This window comes from Streptomyces sp. V1I1 (genome assembly GCF_030817355.1).
Taxonomy (GTDB): Bacteria; Actinomycetota; Actinomycetes; order Streptomycetales; family Streptomycetaceae; genus Streptomyces.
This window is the reverse complement of the sequence record NZ_JAUSZH010000001.1, coordinates 3,110,992-3,127,079: the sequence shown is the minus strand read 5'-3', so window position 1 is coordinate 3,127,079 and position 16,088 is coordinate 3,110,992. Positions and strand designations below refer to the sequence as shown.

Below are 16,088 nucleotides of genomic sequence, written 5' to 3'. Positions count from 1 at the left end.
AGCGGCCGGGGCAGCGCAGTGCGACACAGCGGACCGTCCCCGATTCCGGCTGGGGAAAGTCGAAGTTCTGTGGGTTACCACTTGCTGACCCTTTTGCGGGAGCCCCTCTCCGGAATAGAGAATTCCGATCATTCGCCGTGCCGGTTGTCGCGAAGGCGAGACCTCCCCGGCTCGAGGTGGGTCACTGCCGGTGACCGTGCGATGTGCTTCACGTAGCGAAACGTGTCCGGAATATGGATCATGCGAAGTGTGTGAGCTCTATGGAAGAATGTCGGCCATGCGTAACCGCGAAGTCCGCCACGCGTCGATCCGATAACGACTGATGAACGGGTCTTTAACTGACATCTACGCGCGTTACGATCGCCGCGAACGCAGCGCCGGAAGTGGCGCTTTCGGCCAGGTCTAAGGAGCCTTTCCGTGCGCCGGATCACCAGGATCGCCACCGTGGGCATCGCCTCCGCGGCTCTCGCACTGTCCGCCACCGCGTGTGGCGGCAAATCGTCTTCCGAGGCTGGCTCGGACAAGGGCGGCACCGCCGCCATCGCCTACGACATCGGCGGCCGTGGCGACCAGTCCTTCAATGACGCCGCCTACGCCGGTCTTGAGAAGGCCGAGAAGGACCTCGGCATCAAGGGCACCGAAGCCGAGCCCAGCGAGGGTGAGGGCGACCCGGACAAGGTCCAGCGCCTCACCGAGCTGGCCCGGGCCGGCAACAACCCTGTGATCGGCGTCGGCTTCGCCTACGCTCCGGCCATCGCGGAGGTCGCGCCGAAGTTCCCGAAGACCACCTTCGGTCTCATCGACGACACCTCGAAGACCGGCAAGAACATCGCCAACCTGGTCTTCAACGAGGAGCAGGGCTCCTACCTGGCCGGTGTCGCCGCCGCCAAGGTGACGAAGTCCAACGCCGTCGGCTTCATCGGCGGTGTCGAGACCCCGCTGATCAAGAAGTTCGAGGCGGGCTTCGTCCAGGGCGTCAAGGACACCAACAAGAGCGTCAACGTCAAGGTCCAGTACCTGACCCAGCCGCCGGACTTCGGTGGCTTCTCCAAGCCCGACCTGGGCAAGGCCGCCGCGCAGGGCCAGCTCGACGCGGGCGCCGACGTGATCTACGCCGCCGCCGGTCTCGCCGGCTCGGGCTCGATCGAGGCCGCGGCCAAGGCCAAGAAGTGGGCCATCGGCGTCGACTCGGACCAGTACAACCAGAAGGGTCTGGCGCCCTACAAGGAGTCCATCCTCACCTCGGTGACCAAGGACGTCTCGGACTCCGTCTTCAACCTGATCAAGTCGGTCAAGGACGGCAAGCCGCAGTCCGGTGAGGTCCGTTACGGCCTCGCCAAGGACGGCGTGGGCCTGGCCGCCTCCAACCCGGCCTACACCAAGCTGACCGACGTGACCGCCGCGGTCGACAAGGCCAAGGCCGACATCATCGCCGGCAAGATCAAGGTCAAGACCGCTCCGTAACCGCGCGGCCCGGAACCGAAGGTCCGCGGGTCCGGAGGGCGGCGAACAGCCGCCCTCCGGACCCCGGGCCGGTTTCCTGCCACGGGTTTTCCGTATTCGCCGGTGCTACGCGCGTAGATAGCTCTCTGACGCGGTAACTTCGCCCCGCCCCCTGCCTCCAGCCCGTCCGCCTGCCCCCATGCTCCTTTCCCGCCAAGGAGAGTGCGTCATCAACGCGTCCAGCCCTCCTGCCGCCGTAGAACTGCGCGGCATCACCAAGCGCTTCCCCGGCGTCGTCGCCAACCACGACATCGACATCACCGTCGGCAAGGGCACCGTCCATGCCCTCGTCGGTGAGAACGGTGCCGGCAAGTCGACCCTTATGAAGATCCTCTACGGCATGCAGAAGCCGGACGAGGGCACCATCACCATCGAGGGCGACCAGGTCACCTTCTCCAGCCCGGCCGACGCCATCGCGCGCGGCATCGGCATGGTCCACCAGCACTTCATGCTGGCCGACAACCTCACCGTGCTGGAGAACGTGGTTCTCGGCGGCGAGAAGCTGTACGGCATCGGCGCCCGGGCCCGTAAGAAGATCAAGGAGATCTCGGACGCGTACGGGCTGAACATCCGCCCTGACGTCCTGGTCGAGCAGCTCGGCGTCGCCGACCGCCAGCGGGTGGAGATCCTCAAGGTCCTCTACCGCGGCGCCCGCATCCTCATCCTCGACGAGCCGACCGCCGTGCTCGTCCCGCAGGAGGTCGACGCGCTCTTCGACAATCTGCGCGAGCTCAAGGCCGAGGGCCTGACCGTCATCTTCATCTCGCACAAACTGGGCGAGGTCCTGTCGGTCGCCGACGAGATCACGGTGATCCGCCGCGGCACGACGGTCGGCACCGCCGACCCCCGCACCACCACCACCAAGCAGCTCGCCGAGCTGATGGTCGGCAGCGAACTGCCCTCGCCGGAGACCCGTGAGTCGACGGTGACGGATGTGCCGATGCTGCGGGTCTCGGACCTCAGGCTGACCGTGACAGACCCCGACGGCGTCATCCGCGAAGTGCTCGCCGGGATCACCTTCACCATTCACAAGGGTGAGGTCATGGGCATCGCCGGTGTCGAGGGCAACGGCCAGACCGAGCTCATCGAGGCCCTGATGGGCATGCGCGACCCCGACGGCGGTGTGATCACCCTTGACGACACCGACATCTCGCACGCGCCGACCCGCAGGCGCCGCGAGGACGGCATCGGCTACATCCCGGAGGACCGCCACCGCCACGGTCTGCTGCTGGAGTCCCCGCTCTGGGAGAACCGCATCCTCGGCCATGTCACCGAGCGCCCCAACAGCAAGAAGGGCCTGCTCGACCTCAAGGGCGCCCGCGCCGACACCGAGCGGATCGTCCGCGAGTACGACGTCCGCACCCCCGGTATCGAGGTCACCGCGGCATCCCTGTCCGGCGGCAACCAGCAGAAGCTGATCGTCGGCCGCGAGATGAGCCACACGCCGAAGCTGCTGATCGCCGCCCACCCCACCCGTGGTGTGGACGTTGGCGCTCAGGCGGCGATCTGGGACCAGATCCGTGAGGCGCGCCGTGAGGGCCTCGCGGTGCTGCTGATCTCCGCCGACCTGGACGAGCTCATCGGGCTCTCCGACACCCTGCGGGTGATGTACCGCGGCCGGCTGGTCGCGGACGCCGACCCCGCCGCGATCACCCCGGAGGAGCTGGGCTCGGCCATGACCGGCGCCGCCACCGGCCACCTTGAGCACGACGAGAACGGTGAGGGCCGATGAAGAAGTTCGACAAAGACCGGCTGATCCTGGGTCTCGCCGGCCCGGCGCTCGCCCTGGTCGTGGCCTTCGCGCTCACCTCGGTGGTGCTGCTCGTCTCGGACCGGAATCCGGTCGAGCCGTACCAGCTGATGTGGGCGAACGCCGAGTACACCGACGTTCAGGTGCTGATCCTTAATCAGGCGGGTACGTACTACCTCGCCGCCCTGGCCGTCGCCATCGGCTTCCGGATGAACCTGTTCAACATCGGTGTGGACGGCCAGTACCGCCTCGCGGCGATGCTCGCGGCGGTCGTCGGCGCCTCCGTGGAGCTGCCAGGACCGCTCCACATCCTGCTCATCGTGCTTGTCGCCATGTTCGTCGGCGCCTTCTGGGCCGGAATCGCGGGCATCCTGAAGACCACCCGCGGGGTCAGCGAGGTCGTCTCCACGATCATGCTCAATGCGATCGCCACCAGCCTGATCGCGTGGATGATCCTGCCGGCCAACCTCGGTGTGCAGCCGGAGGGTTCCAACGACCTGACGACCGGTGAGATCTCCGAGTCCGGATGGTTCCCGGGCGTGGACGTCGACGGCGGAGTCATCTACGGCTTCACCTTCGTCGCCTTCGCGCTCGGCATCGTCTACTGGTTCGTGCTCAACCGCACCCGCTTCGGCTTCGACCTGCGCGCCACCGGCGCCAGCGAGTCCGCCGCCCAGGCGAGCGGCGTCGACGCCAAGAAGATGGTCCTCACCGCCATGCTGATCTCCGGCGCGGTCGCGGGTCTGTCCGGTCTGCCGCTGCTGCTGGGCCAGACCCACACGTACAGCCTGAGCTTCCCGGTCGGTGTCGGCTTCACCGGCATCACCATCGCGCTGCTCGGCCGTAACAACCCGGTCGGCATCTTCTTCGCCGCTCTGCTCATCGCCTTCCTGGAGAAGACGTCGGCCTCGCTGGACCAGCACGGCTACGAGAAGGAGATCGCCACGATCATGCAGGGCCTGATCGTGATCTCGGTCGTCGTGTCCTACGAACTCGTCCGCCAGTACGGGCTCCGCCGTCAGCAGCAGAAGGTCGGCGAGGAGCTTGCCGCGCAGGCCAAGAACAAGGAGGTCGTTCTGTGAGCGACGCACGCGAGGCCGCCGGGCCGCAGACGGAGACGAAGGCCGCACCGCTGCGCCGAGCGGGCGGAGATGGGGGCACCACCCAGGCGTCAGCTCTGGGGGAGAAGGAAAGGAGGGAGGCCGCATGAGTACGAGCACCGTCTCTATGGCGAGCACCGCGCCCAAGAAGGGCGGCGGACGCCGCAAGCTGTCCCTGCCGGTCATCATGCTGATCATCGCGGCCGGCCTCGCGCTGTTCTCGCTGGTGCGTGTGATCAGCGGCGCGAACGACCTCACCTCCGTCGGCCAGGTCGCCGGCGCCCTCCAGCTGGCTGTGCCGATCGGTCTCGCGGGACTCGGCGGTCTGTGGGCCGAGCGGGCCGGCGTGATCAACATCGGCCTCGAGGGCATGATGATCCTCGGCACCTGGTTCGGTGCCTGGGCGGGCTACCAGTGGGGTCCGTGGACCGGTGTCCTGATGGGCATCGTCGGCGGCGCGCTCGGTGGCCTGCTGCACGCGATCATCACGGTGACGTTCAACGTCAACCACATCGTCTCCGGTGTGGCCATCAACATCCTGGCCGTGGGCGTCACCCGCTATCTGTCGAACTTCACCTTCGCCAATGCCGAGGGAGGCTCGTCCAAGCAGTCCCCGCGAATCGACCAGATCACGGAAATCACCATCCCGGGACTCTCGGACTGGCTGGCGGACGTCCAGGCCAGGCACTGGTTCTTCATCTCCGACCTGGCCGGTGTCCTCGGTGGTCTGGTGACCAACCTGTCGCTGCTGACGGTCCTGGCGATCCTGCTGATCCCGGGCACCTGGTGGGTGCTGTGGCGTACGTCCTTCGGCCTGCGGCTGCGTTCCTGCGGTGAGAACCCGGTCGCCGCCGAGTCCCTCGGCGTCAACGTCTACAAGTACAAGTACATCGCCGTCGTCGTCTCCGGCGGCCTGGCCGGTCTCGGCGGCGCCTTCCTCGCCATCGTGTCCACCGGCATCTATCAGGAGGGCCAGACCGGCGGCCGCGGCTACATCGGTCTCGCCGCGATGATCTTCGGCAACTGGATGCCGGGCGGCATGGCGCTGGGCGCCGGACTCTTCGGCTTCACCGACGGCCTCAAGCTGCGCGGCGGCGCCCAGAACGTCCACGCGATGCTGCTTCTGCTGGCGATCCTGCTGGTGGTGGTCGTGGTCTGGCAGCTGTACAAGAAGAAGTACCTGCAGGCCGTGATCGCCGCGGCCGTGTCCGCTCTGCTGTTCACCTGGTACTCGCTGACCGACGCGCTGCCGAGCCAGTTCGTGGACGCCGCGCCGTACGTCACCACGCTGCTGGTCCTGGCGCTGTCCGCGCAACGCCTGCGGCCGCCCAAGGCCGACGGCATGCCGTACCGCAAGGGCGAGGGCAAGTGACCACCGCCGCCCGGGAAGTCGACTGGGACGCTCTGCGCGAGCGGGCGCGCGAGGCCATGTCGCATGCGTACGCCCCCTACTCGGGCTTCCCGGTCGGCGTGGCCGCGCTCGTCGACGACGGCCGTACGGTCGTCGGCTGCAACGTCGAGAACGCCTCGTACGGCCTGAGCCTGTGCGCGGAGTGCGGTCTGGTCTCCACGCTCCAGGCCACCGGCGGCGGCCGGCTGACCCACTTCACCTGCGTGGACGGCCGGGGCGAGATTCTGGTGCCGTGCGGCAGGTGCCGGCAGCTGCTGTTCGAATTCGGCGGCCCCGAGCTGCTGCTGGAGACCCCGGAAGGGGTGCTCCCGCTCTTCGAGATGCTGCCGCAGGCCTTCGGGCCCGGGCATCTGCGCTAGCCCCTCGGCCTCCCGCTCCGGCGGGCGGCCGTTTTCCCTACTCTCTATGCGTGCAGAGGCGCGTAGAGCGCACATTGCGCGTACAGCGCACACTGGAGGACTCCCATGGACGCCATCTCCGTCATCCGCACCAAGCGGGACCGGGGCGAGCTGAGCCCCGAGCAGATCGACTGGGTCATCGACGCGTACACCCGCGGCGAGGTCGCCGACGAGCAGATGTCGGCGCTGGCGATGGCGATCCTGCTGAACGGCATGAACCGTACGGAGATCGCCCGCTGGACTGCCGCGATGATCACCTCCGGTGAGCGCATGAACTTCGACGCGCTGTCCCGCCCCACCGCCGACAAGCACTCCACGGGTGGCGTCGGCGACAAGATCACGCTGCCGCTCGCGCCCCTGGTGGCCGCGTGCGGCGCCGCCGTACCGCAGCTGTCCGGACGCGGCCTCGGACACACCGGCGGCACCCTCGACAAGCTGGAGTCCATCCCCGGCTGGCGCGCGCTGCTGTCCAACGAGGAGATGCTGCACGTCCTGGACTCCACCGGCGCGGTGATCTGCGCGGCAGGCGACGGACTCGCCCCGGCGGACAAGAAGCTGTACGCGCTGCGCGATGTCACCGGCACCGTCGAGGCGATCCCGCTCATCGCCTCGTCGATCATGTCCAAGAAGATCGCCGAGGGCACCGGCTCGCTGGTCCTGGACGTCAAGGTCGGCACCGGCGCGTTCATGAAGACCATCGAGGACGCCCGCGAACTGGCCTCCACCATGGTCGCGTTGGGCACCGACAGCGGTGTGAAGACCGTCGCGCTGCTCACCGACATGTCCACCCCGCTCGGCCTGACCGCGGGCAACGCGCTCGAGGTCCGCGAGTCCGTCGAGGTCCTGGCGGGCGGCGGCCCCCAGGACGTCATCGACCTCACCGTGGCCCTCGCCCAGGAGATGCTCGCCGCGGCGGGCATCAAGGACGCCGATCCCGCGAAGGCACTCGCCGACGGCTCCGCCATGGACGTCTGGCGCCGCATGATCGCCGCGCAGGGCGGGGACCCGGACGCCGAGCTCCCGGTCGCCCGGGAGCAGCACGTGATCACCGCCCCGTCGTCGGGTGTCCTCACCCGCCTCGACGCGTACGACATCGGCGTTGCGGCCTGGCGCCTCGGCGCGGGCCGCGCCCGCAAGGAGGACCCGGTCCAGGCCGGCGCGGGCCTCGAACTCCACGCCAAGCCCGGCGAGCCGGTGACCGCGGGCCAGCGCCTGCTGACCCTGCACACGGACACCCCGGAGAAGTTCGAGTACGCCCTGAAGTCCCTGGAGGGCGCGTTCGACATCGCCTCGTCGGACACGGAGTTCACCCAGAACCCGATCGTGCTGGACCGCATCGCCTGACGCGGCCCCCCGACGGGCAGGCCGATGAGAATTGGCCTGCCCCGCGGTCCACAGAGCAGGGACATATCTGCCACCGCGACCGGACGGGACGTGAGCCATGAGCCGCCGACTGGGTACGGCGATGAGTTCCGCCCGCAGGGGCAGTCTGCTCCGTGTGGACGCCACACAACCGATCGTCGTGCGCATCGCGGGGAGAGTGACCCCGGCCGATGTGCCGTGCCTGTGCGAGGAGTTGAGCGTGCGGCTCACCGGTGCCGGGGCCACCGAGGCGATCTGTGACGTCGGCGGGCTCACCCATCCCAACCTCGCCGCCGTCAACGCCGTCGCCCGCCTCCAGCTCACCGCCCGCCGGCTGGGCTGCCGGTTCCGGCTGCGCGATGCCGGGCCCGAGCTGGTGGCGCTGCTGGACCTGGTCGGTCTGGGCGAGGTCGCCAAGGGCGTGTTTTAGAAGTCCCTCCCCCAGAGCTTCGCCTGGGAGGTGCCCCCAGCCCTGCGACGCTTGGCACGCACTCCCCCAGCTACCGCTGGGCGGTGCCCTCACGCGATGTTGTCGGAGTCGCCCAAGTACTCCCCCAGAGCTTCGCCTGGGAGGTGCCCCTTCGTACGAGGGCGATCTCCCCCAGACTTCGTCCGGGGGTGCCCCCACCGCCTTGCGATTGCACGCACCAGACGCCGCAGGGCCCGCCCTTCGGGCGGACGGCGCTACTTCTCAAACACGCCCTGGCTCTCGGGCGCGCCCTCCTTGTCCAGCCGGGGCGGCAGGTCGAACAGCGGGAACCAGCGCTTGGTGTCCAGGAAGAAGTCCATCCCGCCGACCCTGCCGTCCGAGATCTCCAGCACGATCAGTGCCCACGGCTCGTACCCGTCGCCGGACTGGCTCGGGTGGTAGTGCGCGAAGGCCGGCGAGCCGTTCGCCACGGTCGGCACCAGCTTCGAGCCGCGGCAGACCTCGCCGACGCCGAGCATCCAGCCCACGATGTCGTCATGGCCGCGCAGCCACAGGTCGTACGGCGGCATCGACATCGTCGCGTCCTCGTGGAGCAGCGCGGTCAGCGCCTTCATGTCGTAGCCCTCGAAGGCCGCGACATAGCGCTCCAGCAGCTTCTGCTGCTCCTCGTCCAGCGGGTCGGCCGAGTCGGTCGAGGCCGGCTCCGATTCGGCGAGCGTCGCCCGCGCCCGCTGCAACGCGCTGTTGACCGAGGCGGCCGTGCTGCCGAGCAGCTCGGCCACCTCGCTCGCCTTCCAGGCCAGCACCTCGCGCAGGATCAGCACCGCACGCTGTTTGGGCGGCAGATGCTGCAGCGCGGCGACGAACGCCAGCCGGATGGTCTCCCGCTCCACCGCCGTCTCCGCCGGGTCGGCGGTAGACGGCAGCACCCGCCCGTCCGGCACCGGCTCCAGCCAGGTGATCTCCGGGCGGGAGGTGAGCTGTGCCTGGGCCACCGGCGTGGCAGCCGTGAGGTCCATCGGGCGGGCCCGGCGGTTGCCGGCGTTGAGCATGTCCAGACAGACGTTCGTCGCGATGCGGTAGAGCCATGATCGCAGCGACGACCGCCCCTCGAACTTCTCGAAGTTCCGCCAGGCCCGCACCATGGTGTCCTGGACGGCGTCCTCCGCCTCGAAGGCCGAGCCCAGCATGCGGTAGCAGTAGCCGGTCAGCTCCCGTCGGTACTGCTCCAGCCTGGAATCCAGGTCCTGCGTCGCTGCCAGATCACTCATCGGGTCCACCCCTGTCGCCCTTGGCACCAGCCGTTCGGAACCTACAGGAGGGGACTGACAATGCGGATCAGGTTCCGGGCTTGCGCCCGTAGACGTAGACGTCGTCGCCGTTCTTCAGCAGATTCCAGTATGCCTTCGCGTCCGCGGGGCGCATATTGACGCAACCGCCGGAGCCGGGCGGGTTGTACATCGACTTCGTGGTGGAGTGGAAGGCCTGGCCGCGGTCGAAGAACTGCGAATACGGCATCCGCACGTTGTAGAGGGTCGACCAGTGGTTGATGCTGCGCCAGTAGATCTTCTTCGCGCCGGTCCGGGTCTCGGTGCCGTTCTTGCCCGTACGCACCGGCACCGGGCCGTATTTGAGGTGCTTGCCGTCCTGGATCCAGGTCAGCTGGCGGGTCAGGTCGACGCAGGCGATACGGCCCTTGTTGGTCGGGCACTTGCCCGCCTTGTTCGGGGTCTTTCCGGCTGCCCGCTGCGCGAGCATCGTGTTCATGGTGCGCCAGGTCACCGGCCCCGCGTAGCCGATGGTCGGGGTTATGCCGTGCTTGGCCTGGAAGGCGCGGATGGCCTTGCAGTCGGCAGCCGACTGCTTTCCGTCCACCGGGCGTCCCAGGAACTTCTCGACCTGCTTCTGGTACGGCCCCGTGGACGTCGTGCACGACGCGGCGTGCGCGGTCCCGCTGCCCAGTGCCACGGTCAGCGGGACCACCAGGCCGGTCAGTCCGAGCACGATGCCCGCCCGCCCACGTATGCCGCGCGTCCGTCTTGTTCCTTGTGTCCCGCCTGTGTCTGTCACAGCCACCAACTCCCCTTTGTGCACTACGCGATTGCGATCGCTCAGTGTTTGACGCTCGTCGGGGAGCAGGAGTTGCACGGATTCGGTGCGGAATCTCAGTGGCGGGCCGCCGCCAGGACCAGCCGGTGCTCGGCCCTGGCCACCCGCGTCCCGTACAGCGTGATCGATACGACGCCGAGGACCGCGAGCAGGCCCAGCACGACCGTGCCCGCCCAGCCGCCGGAGTGGAAGGCGACCGCGCCGAGCGTGCCGCCCGCGCTGCTGCCGAGGTAGTACGCCGACTGGTAGAGCGCCGACGCCTGGGCGCGGCCCGTCTTGGCCGTACGGCTCACCGAGGACGAGGCGACCGCGTGGCCGGCGAAGAAGCCCGCGGTGATCAGCACCAGGCCGAGCAGTACTGCGGGCAGCGACTGTGCCAGCGACAGCAGCAGGCCGGCCGCGGTGGTGGTGACCGCGAGGTACAGCGCGCCACGGCGGCCGAGGCGGGCGACGAGCCTGCCGGCCGCGGCGGAGGAGACCGTGCCGACCAGGTAGACCAGGAAGATCGAGCCGACGATGCCCTGGGGGAGGCTGAAGGGGGCCTCGACCAGCCGGTAGCCGATCACCGTGTAGACCGCGCCGAAGACGGTCATGAACAGTGCGCCGATCGCGTACAGCCGCAGCAGCAGCGGGTCGGCGAGATGGCCGCGTACGGTCTTCGCCAGGGCGCGCGGGTTCAGCGAACCGGGCGTGAAATGACGGGCCTTGGGGAGCATCGCGCGGAAGACCAGCGCGCACACCACTGCCATCAGGCCGACCGCGGCGAGCGCCGCGCGCCAGCCCCACAGCTGGGCCACCCAGCCGGTGACGATCCGGCCGCTCATGCCGCCGATGCTGTTGCCCGCCACGAACAGGCCGATCGCGGCGATCAGCGCCTTGGGCCGCACCTCCTCCGCGAGGTATGCCATCGCCGACGCCGGCAGCCCGGCGAGCGCAGCGCCCTGCACGGCGCGCAGCGCCACCAGCCACTCCAGGCTCGGCGCGAACGGCACCAGCAGCCCGACCGCGACGGCGACCGCGAGCGAGGCGGTCATCACGGTGCGTCGCCCGTACCGCTCGGACAGGGCGCTCATCGGCAGTACGCACAGGGCCAGCGCGCCCGTCGCGGCGGAGACCGTCCAGCTGGCGGCGCTCGCGGTCACGCCGAAGTCGGCGGAGACGGCGGGCAGCAGCGCCTGCGTGGAGTAGAGGAGGGCGAAGGTGGCGACACCGGCGGCGAAGAGCGCGAAGCTCATGCGGCGGTAGCCGGGGGAGGAAGGGGTGAGGCGATGGTCGGAGTCGGCGCCCACAGCGGTGGCGGGCGCCTTGGTACTGGCAGGAGGCATGCATCGAACGTAAGCCTTGGTATTTCATGCGTCCAATGCATGGAATGGCGATAATCGTTCCCATGGTGCATCAACACAGCTCACAGCCGCGGCTGTCACCGAGCAGTTACGAAGAAGACATCACGCTGCTGCTCGCTCCGCGCCTGGCGTACTTCGCCGGAGTGGCCCGCCAGGAGCATGTGACCCGTGCGGCGCAGGAGATGGGCGTCCCGCAGTCGACGCTGTCGCGGGCGATCGTGCGGCTCGAGGAGGATCTGGGGGTCGTGCTGTTCGCCCGCAAGGGCCGTACGGTGTCGCTGACACCGGCCGGCCGGACCTTCCTCACCTCCGTGGAGCGGGCGCTCGCGGAGGTGGAGCGGGCGGCGGAGTCGGTGCAGGCGGACGCGGATCCGGCAGCGGGGAAGGTGGCCTTCGGCTTTCTGCACACGATGGGCTCGGAGACCGTGCCGGGACTGATCCGGGCTTTCCGGGCGGACCATCCGCGTATCCGCTTCACCCTCGTCCAGAACTACGGCGAGGCCATGATCGAGCGCCTGCGCGCCGGCGACCTCGACCTCTGTTTGACCTCCCCGGTCCCGGACGCGCCCGACCTGGTCGCCCGCCGCCTGGACGAGCAACGGCTGCGCCTCGTCGTGCCGGACGACCACCGCCTCGCCGCCCGCAAGCGGATCCGCCTCGCCGAGGCGGCCGACGAAACCTTCGTCACCCTCGAACCCGGCTACGGCCTGCGGCGGATCACCGACGACCTGTGCGCGGAGGCGGGCTTCACGCCTCGCGTTGCCTTCGAGGGCGAGGAGGCGGAAACCCTGCGCGGCCTGGTCGCGGCGGGCCTGGGCGTGGCGCTGCTCCCGCCCCCGGCGGTGGCGCGCCCGGGCGTCGTCGAACTGACGGTGACGGCCCCCCGCGCGGTCCGCGAAATCGGCGTCGCCTGGCTGGACGGTCATCCGGACACGGCCCCGGTGGCGGAGTTCAAGCGGTTCCTGCTGTCACGCCGGGGCCACCTGCTGCCGGACTGACCCGCCTGCCGCCGCAGCGTCTACCGTCGCAGCGACCGCCCGAATCCTCCCGCCAGCGGCATCCGCAGACCCAGCGGCGGCGGGGCGGCGAGCGCGTCCGCCACCGGGCGGGCGTAGGCACGCGTGAACAGCGCACCCAGGACGAAGTCCGACGCCAGGGCCTGGACTTCGCCCTGGTGTTCGCGCAGTGCGTGGCCGTCCGAGTGGACCTCGAAGCGGCAGATGTCGCGGTTCGCCTTCTTGGCTCGCTCCGCCAGCCGGTAGGAAAGCTCCGGGTCCGTACGCGCGTCGTTCGTGCCGTGCACGATCAGGACCTGGCGTCCCGCCAGCTGCTTCACCGGCTCCGGGGCGGCGGCCACATCGTCCTCCGGCAGCCAAGGCGCCAGCGCCAGTACGGAGTTGACCGCCGGGTGGCCCGCCGCGTGGAGTGCCGCGCGGCCCCCCATGCCGTGGCCCGCGAGGCAGACGGGGACGTCGCCGTAGCGGCGTACGACCTCCTCCACCGCCCAGGTGGCGTCCGCCGCGAGGTGCGCGTCCGGGCCGTTCCAGCCGCGGCAGCGGTAGCGGACCGTGTGCACGAACAGGCCGTCCGCGCGGCCCGCCCTGGCCAGCGTGCGGCCGAGCGGCAGCGCCGCAGCGTACGACAGTGCTGAGGGCTTGCGTGCCGACTCCGGCTCGCCGTCCGGCAGGATCAGCACCACCCCGCCCACGGCGGAGTCGGCTCCCAGCGCGCGTCCGCCGGCCGCGCGGCCGAGACGGGCGCACGGTGGCGTCCGACTCCCTCGCGCTCCCCTTGTCACGGTCGCCTCGCGGCGGGTGTCCGCTCCTCCGGCCGTCTCGGCCGGACGCCCCCACCACAGGGGCAGTGCGTGGTGTGCCATGGCAGAACAGTCTCAGAAGTGCAGGTGTACTCCACCCGTCCGCACGGTCACTGTTACGTATCGACGGGGGGTGTGAGGGGGCGCTCTCTACGCGCGTAGGGGCTAGAGTGCGCAGATGACGAGCCAGACCCTCAACACGCCCACCGCGGACCAGATCCGCCGCGCTCCGAAGGTGCTCCTCCACGACCACCTCGACGGCGGGCTGCGTCCGGGCACGATCATCGAACTCGCCCGCGAAACGGGCTATGAATCGCTTCCCGAGCACGAGCCCGACAAGCTCGGAATCTGGTTCCACGAGGCCGCCGACTCCGGCTCGCTGGAGCGCTACCTGGAGACCTTCGCGCACACCTGCGCCGTCATGCAGACCCGTGACGCCCTCTTCCGGGTAGCCGCCGAGTGCGCGGAGGACCTCGCCGAGGACGGCGTCGTCTACGCCGAGGTGCGGTACGCCCCCGAGCAGCACCTGGAGGCGGGACTCACGCTCGAGGAGGTCGTCGAAGCCGTCAACGAGGGCTTCCGCGAGGGTGAGCGGCTGGCCCGCGCTAGCGGCCACCGCATCCGCGTCGGCGCCCTGCTGACCGCGATGCGGCACGCCGCCCGCGCGCTGGAGATCGCCGAACTCGCCAACCGCTACCGCGACTCGGGCGTCGTCGGCTTCGACATCGCCGGCGCCGAGGCGGGCTACCCGCCCACCCGCCACCTCGACGCCTTCGAGTACATGAAGAGGGAGAACAACCACTTCACGATTCACGCGGGCGAGGCCTTCGGGCTGCCGTCCATCTGGCAGGCGCTCCAGTGGTGCGGCGCGGACCGCCTCGGGCACGGGGTGCGGATCATCGACGACATCGAGGTCGCCGACGACGGCAGCGTGAGGCTCGGGCGGCTCGCCGCGTACGTACGGGACAAGCGCATCCCGCTGGAGCTCTGCCCGACCTCCAATCTGCAGACCGGGGCTGCCGCCTCGTACGCCGAACACCCCATCGGCTGCTGCGCAGACTGCACTTCAGGGCCACGGTCAACACCGACAACCGGCTGATGAGTGGCACCAGCATGAGCCGCGAGTTCGAGCTGCTGACCGAGACCTTCGGATACACGCTCGACGACATGCAGTGGTTCACCGTCAATGCGATGAAGTCGGCGTTCATTCCTTTCGATGAACGACTGGCGATGATCAATGACGTGATCAAGCCGGGATACGCCGAATTGAAATCCGAATGGCTGTTTCGGCAGACCGCCACGACCAGCGATTCTTCCTTCGGCGAGAGCTGATCGCCGATGCGCCGGAGCGGCCGGGATCGTCAACACTCGGCCGCTTCGTGGTGTTTGCGGCCGCTGCGCGGGGCTGGCTAGCTTGCATAGCCGCTCAATATTCCCGTCCCAAGGACTCATCACTGATGAAGCAGTCTGCTGCCAAGACTCTCGGCATCGCCGCTCTCGGCGCCGCCTTCGCTGCCGCCGCCGCGGGCACTGCCTCCGCCGCGCCGACCGCACTCCCCGACTCCGCCGCCTCGCTGGACACGGTCACCAGCATCCTGCCGGTCCAGGAGGCTGTCACGAAGCTCCCGGCCGCCCCCGAGTCGCTGGCGGGCGGTCAGCAGGCGCTCATCGGCAGCGCGACCACGCTGCCGGCCGCCGTCCAGGAGGCCGCCGCCAAGGGGCTGCCGACGACCGACCATGCCGACCCGGTCTCCGGTCTGCTCGGCGGCCTCCCGGTCGGCGGCGCGGCCGGTGGTCTGCCCGCCGGTCTGCCTGGTGGTCTGCCCGGCCTCGGCTGACGTCGGCTGACGTACGCCAACAAGTGTGGGGCGCACACCCGATTCGGGTGTGCGCCCCACTTTGCTGGTGCCAGGAGGTACTGCCAGGCGGTGAACTGCCAGGCGGTGAACTACCAGGCGGTGCCGGCGGTCTTCTCCGACGGCAGCAGCAGCCACAGCGCCAGGTAGAGCAGGAACTGCGGCCCGGGCAGCAGACACGAGAGCACGAAGATCACACGCATCGTGGTCGCGGAGGTGCCGAAGCGCCGAGCCAGCGCTGCGCACACTCCACCGATCATGCGTCCGTCTCGGGGGCGGGCAAGTGCGGCCATGGTGGGCTCCTTCGCGAGAACCGTTCGTGGGAGCAGCTCCGTCGTGCTCCCGATGACTCCATGGTGGCCGAGCGAAGGGGGTCAAAGCGTCGCTCTACGGTGCGATCCCGACCCTGGGAATCGTCGGGGTAGCCCCCTGAGGCGCCTCATCCCGCAGCAGGGCCCCGCGGCGCTGCCGGGAGGAGCCCGCGGCCACCCGCTCCTGCCTGCGACGGAGGCGGACCCGGCCCGCGGGCACCACCACCAGATGGGCCAGGGCCACCCCGGCCGTGTTCAGCAGCAGCGAGTCCACGTCGAGCACCCGGCCGGGCACCCCGGTCTGCAGTAGCTCGATGCCGAGCGACAGCAGGGCTCCGGCCGCGATCGTGCGGGCCAGCGAGGCCAGGGGAGAGACGGTGAGCCGGCCGCCCGCCATCGGCAGCAGAATGCCGAGAGGGGCCAGCAGCAGCAGTCCTTCGCCTATCCGGCGCGCGGCCTGAACGGAACCCAGCGCCAGATCCGCCTTTATCCCGGCGAGCGGCTCGAGATTCGTGGCCGTCACCCACACCACGTCCAGTGGGCGCAGCGTCAGCCATGCGACGAGCAGCAGATGCGCGAGGAGGAGGATGACCCCCGCCGCGCGGAAGCGGATGGCGGCACTGCCGGCCGGACCTTGACGCTGCACGCCCCCCAAGACGCATGCTGCGCGCGAATCGGTTCCGCGCGGTGCCAAGAGGA

Annotated in this window: 16 protein-coding genes and 1 pseudogene; 11 read left to right on the top strand and 6 right to left on the bottom strand. The window is 69.6% G+C overall.

Features of this window, described 5'->3' with window-relative positions; all coding sequences use genetic code 11:
* Positions 1-417 precede the first annotated feature (417 nt).
* The 8 genes from QFZ67_RS14555 to QFZ67_RS14520 all read left to right on the top strand — a co-directional run bounded on the left by QFZ67_RS14555 (position 418) and on the right by QFZ67_RS14520 (position 7,954).
* Positions 418-1,464 carry a BMP family protein gene (locus QFZ67_RS14555; RefSeq protein ID WP_307661526.1) on the top strand — a complete coding sequence of 349 codons (1,047 nt, stop codon included), beginning with the start codon at positions 418-420 and terminating at the stop codon, positions 1,462-1,464.
* A 178-nt stretch (positions 1,465-1,642) separates the two neighbouring features.
* Positions 1,643-3,235, top strand: coding sequence for an ABC transporter ATP-binding protein (locus QFZ67_RS14550; RefSeq protein WP_307661525.1), 1,593 nt, complete (start codon positions 1,643-1,645; stop codon positions 3,233-3,235).
* On the top strand, positions 3,232-4,335 hold the full coding sequence (locus QFZ67_RS14545) for an ABC transporter permease (protein ID WP_307661524.1): 1,104 nt from the start codon (positions 3,232-3,234) through the stop codon (positions 4,333-4,335). Before QFZ67_RS14550 ends, QFZ67_RS14545 begins: the two co-directional genes overlap by 4 nt.
* On the top strand, positions 4,332-4,463 hold the full coding sequence (locus tag QFZ67_RS14540; RefSeq protein ID WP_307661523.1) for a hypothetical protein: 132 nt from the start codon (positions 4,332-4,334) through the stop codon (positions 4,461-4,463). The genes QFZ67_RS14545 and QFZ67_RS14540 overlap by 4 nt, the downstream gene beginning before the upstream one ends.
* Positions 4,460-5,725, top strand: a complete 1,266-nt coding sequence (locus QFZ67_RS14535) for an ABC transporter permease (RefSeq protein WP_307661522.1) — start codon at positions 4,460-4,462, stop codon at positions 5,723-5,725. Before QFZ67_RS14540 ends, QFZ67_RS14535 begins: the two co-directional genes overlap by 4 nt.
* The gene (locus tag QFZ67_RS14530) at positions 5,722-6,123 is read left to right on the top strand and encodes a cytidine deaminase (protein WP_307661521.1); all 402 of its coding nucleotides are present in this window, start codon (positions 5,722-5,724) and stop codon (positions 6,121-6,123) included. The genes QFZ67_RS14535 and QFZ67_RS14530 overlap by 4 nt, the downstream gene beginning before the upstream one ends.
* Before the next feature lie 105 nt (positions 6,124-6,228).
* Complete coding sequence (locus tag QFZ67_RS14525) at positions 6,229-7,506, top strand: thymidine phosphorylase (protein ID WP_307661520.1); 1,278 nt, start codon at positions 6,229-6,231, stop codon at positions 7,504-7,506.
* A gap of 154 nt (positions 7,507-7,660) precedes the next feature.
* Complete coding sequence (locus tag QFZ67_RS14520) at positions 7,661-7,954, top strand: STAS domain-containing protein (protein ID WP_307661519.1); 294 nt, start codon at positions 7,661-7,663, stop codon at positions 7,952-7,954.
* Positions 7,955-8,208: 254 nt separating this feature from the next.
* Here the strand turns inward: QFZ67_RS14520 and QFZ67_RS14515 are convergent, their stop codons facing one another.
* The 3 genes from QFZ67_RS14515 to QFZ67_RS14505 form a co-directional block, all read right to left on the bottom strand.
* On the bottom strand, positions 8,209-9,225 hold the full coding sequence (locus tag QFZ67_RS14515; protein ID WP_307661518.1) for a sigma-70 family RNA polymerase sigma factor: 1,017 nt from the start codon (positions 9,223-9,225) through the stop codon (positions 8,209-8,211).
* A 67-nt stretch (positions 9,226-9,292) separates the two neighbouring features.
* Positions 9,293-9,961 (bottom strand): L,D-transpeptidase family protein, encoded by a 669-nt coding sequence (locus QFZ67_RS14510; protein WP_307665846.1) that lies wholly within the window; start codon positions 9,959-9,961, stop codon positions 9,293-9,295.
* Between the two features lie 158 nt (positions 9,962-10,119).
* Positions 10,120-11,388, bottom strand: a complete 1,269-nt coding sequence (locus tag QFZ67_RS14505; RefSeq protein WP_307661517.1) for an MFS transporter — start codon at positions 11,386-11,388, stop codon at positions 10,120-10,122.
* Between the two features lie 62 nt (positions 11,389-11,450).
* Here QFZ67_RS14505 and QFZ67_RS14500 point away from each other — a divergent pair, with 62 nt between their 5' ends.
* Positions 11,451-12,404: a LysR family transcriptional regulator gene (locus QFZ67_RS14500; protein WP_307661516.1), complete on the top strand. Its 954-nt coding sequence runs from the start codon at positions 11,451-11,453 to the stop codon at positions 12,402-12,404.
* A 20-nt stretch (positions 12,405-12,424) separates the two neighbouring features.
* Here QFZ67_RS14500 and QFZ67_RS14495 read toward each other — a convergent pair whose 3' ends face one another.
* Complete coding sequence (locus tag QFZ67_RS14495; RefSeq protein WP_373430222.1) at positions 12,425-13,105, bottom strand: alpha/beta hydrolase; 681 nt, start codon at positions 13,103-13,105, stop codon at positions 12,425-12,427.
* A gap of 295 nt (positions 13,106-13,400) precedes the next feature.
* Here QFZ67_RS14495 and QFZ67_RS14490 point away from each other — a divergent pair.
* A pseudogene (locus QFZ67_RS14490) lies at positions 13,401-14,554 on the top strand (adenosine deaminase).
* Positions 14,555-14,679: 125 nt separating this feature from the next.
* Positions 14,680-15,060 (top strand): ATP-binding protein, encoded by a 381-nt coding sequence (locus QFZ67_RS14485; protein ID WP_307661514.1) that lies wholly within the window; start codon positions 14,680-14,682, stop codon positions 15,058-15,060.
* A gap of 110 nt (positions 15,061-15,170) precedes the next feature.
* Here QFZ67_RS14485 and QFZ67_RS14480 read toward each other — a convergent pair whose 3' ends face one another.
* Positions 15,171-15,371 (bottom strand): PspC domain-containing protein, encoded by a 201-nt coding sequence (locus QFZ67_RS14480; protein WP_307661513.1) that lies wholly within the window; start codon positions 15,369-15,371, stop codon positions 15,171-15,173.
* A gap of 94 nt (positions 15,372-15,465) precedes the next feature.
* Positions 15,466-16,035: a VanZ family protein gene (locus tag QFZ67_RS14475; RefSeq protein WP_307661512.1), complete on the bottom strand. Its 570-nt coding sequence runs from the start codon at positions 16,033-16,035 to the stop codon at positions 15,466-15,468.
* Positions 16,036-16,088: the final 53 nt, after the last annotated feature.

Excerpts from the sequence above, each read along its gene's own strand:
- QFZ67_RS14550 (WP_307661525.1), top strand. The coding sequence starts at position 1,643 with ATGCTCCTTTCCCGCCAAGGAGAGTGCGTCATCAACGCGTCCAGCCCT.
- QFZ67_RS14545 (WP_307661524.1), top strand. The coding sequence starts at position 3,232 with ATGAAGAAGTTCGACAAAGACCGGCTGATCCTGGGTCTCGCCGGCCCG.
- QFZ67_RS14535 (WP_307661522.1), top strand. The coding sequence starts at position 4,460 with ATGAGTACGAGCACCGTCTCTATGGCGAGCACCGCGCCCAAGAAGGGC.
- QFZ67_RS14525 (WP_307661520.1), top strand. The coding sequence starts at position 6,229 with ATGGACGCCATCTCCGTCATCCGCACCAAGCGGGACCGGGGCGAGCTG.
- QFZ67_RS14515 (WP_307661518.1), bottom strand. The coding sequence starts at position 9,225 with ATGAGTGATCTGGCAGCGACGCAGGACCTGGATTCCAGGCTGGAGCAG.
- QFZ67_RS14505 (WP_307661517.1), bottom strand. The coding sequence starts at position 11,388 with ATGCCTCCTGCCAGTACCAAGGCGCCCGCCACCGCTGTGGGCGCCGAC.
- QFZ67_RS14500 (WP_307661516.1), top strand. The coding sequence starts at position 11,451 with ATGGTGCATCAACACAGCTCACAGCCGCGGCTGTCACCGAGCAGTTAC.
- QFZ67_RS14485 (WP_307661514.1), top strand. The coding sequence starts at position 14,680 with ATGAAGCAGTCTGCTGCCAAGACTCTCGGCATCGCCGCTCTCGGCGCC.
- QFZ67_RS14480 (WP_307661513.1), bottom strand. The coding sequence starts at position 15,371 with ATGGCCGCACTTGCCCGCCCCCGAGACGGACGCATGATCGGTGGAGTG.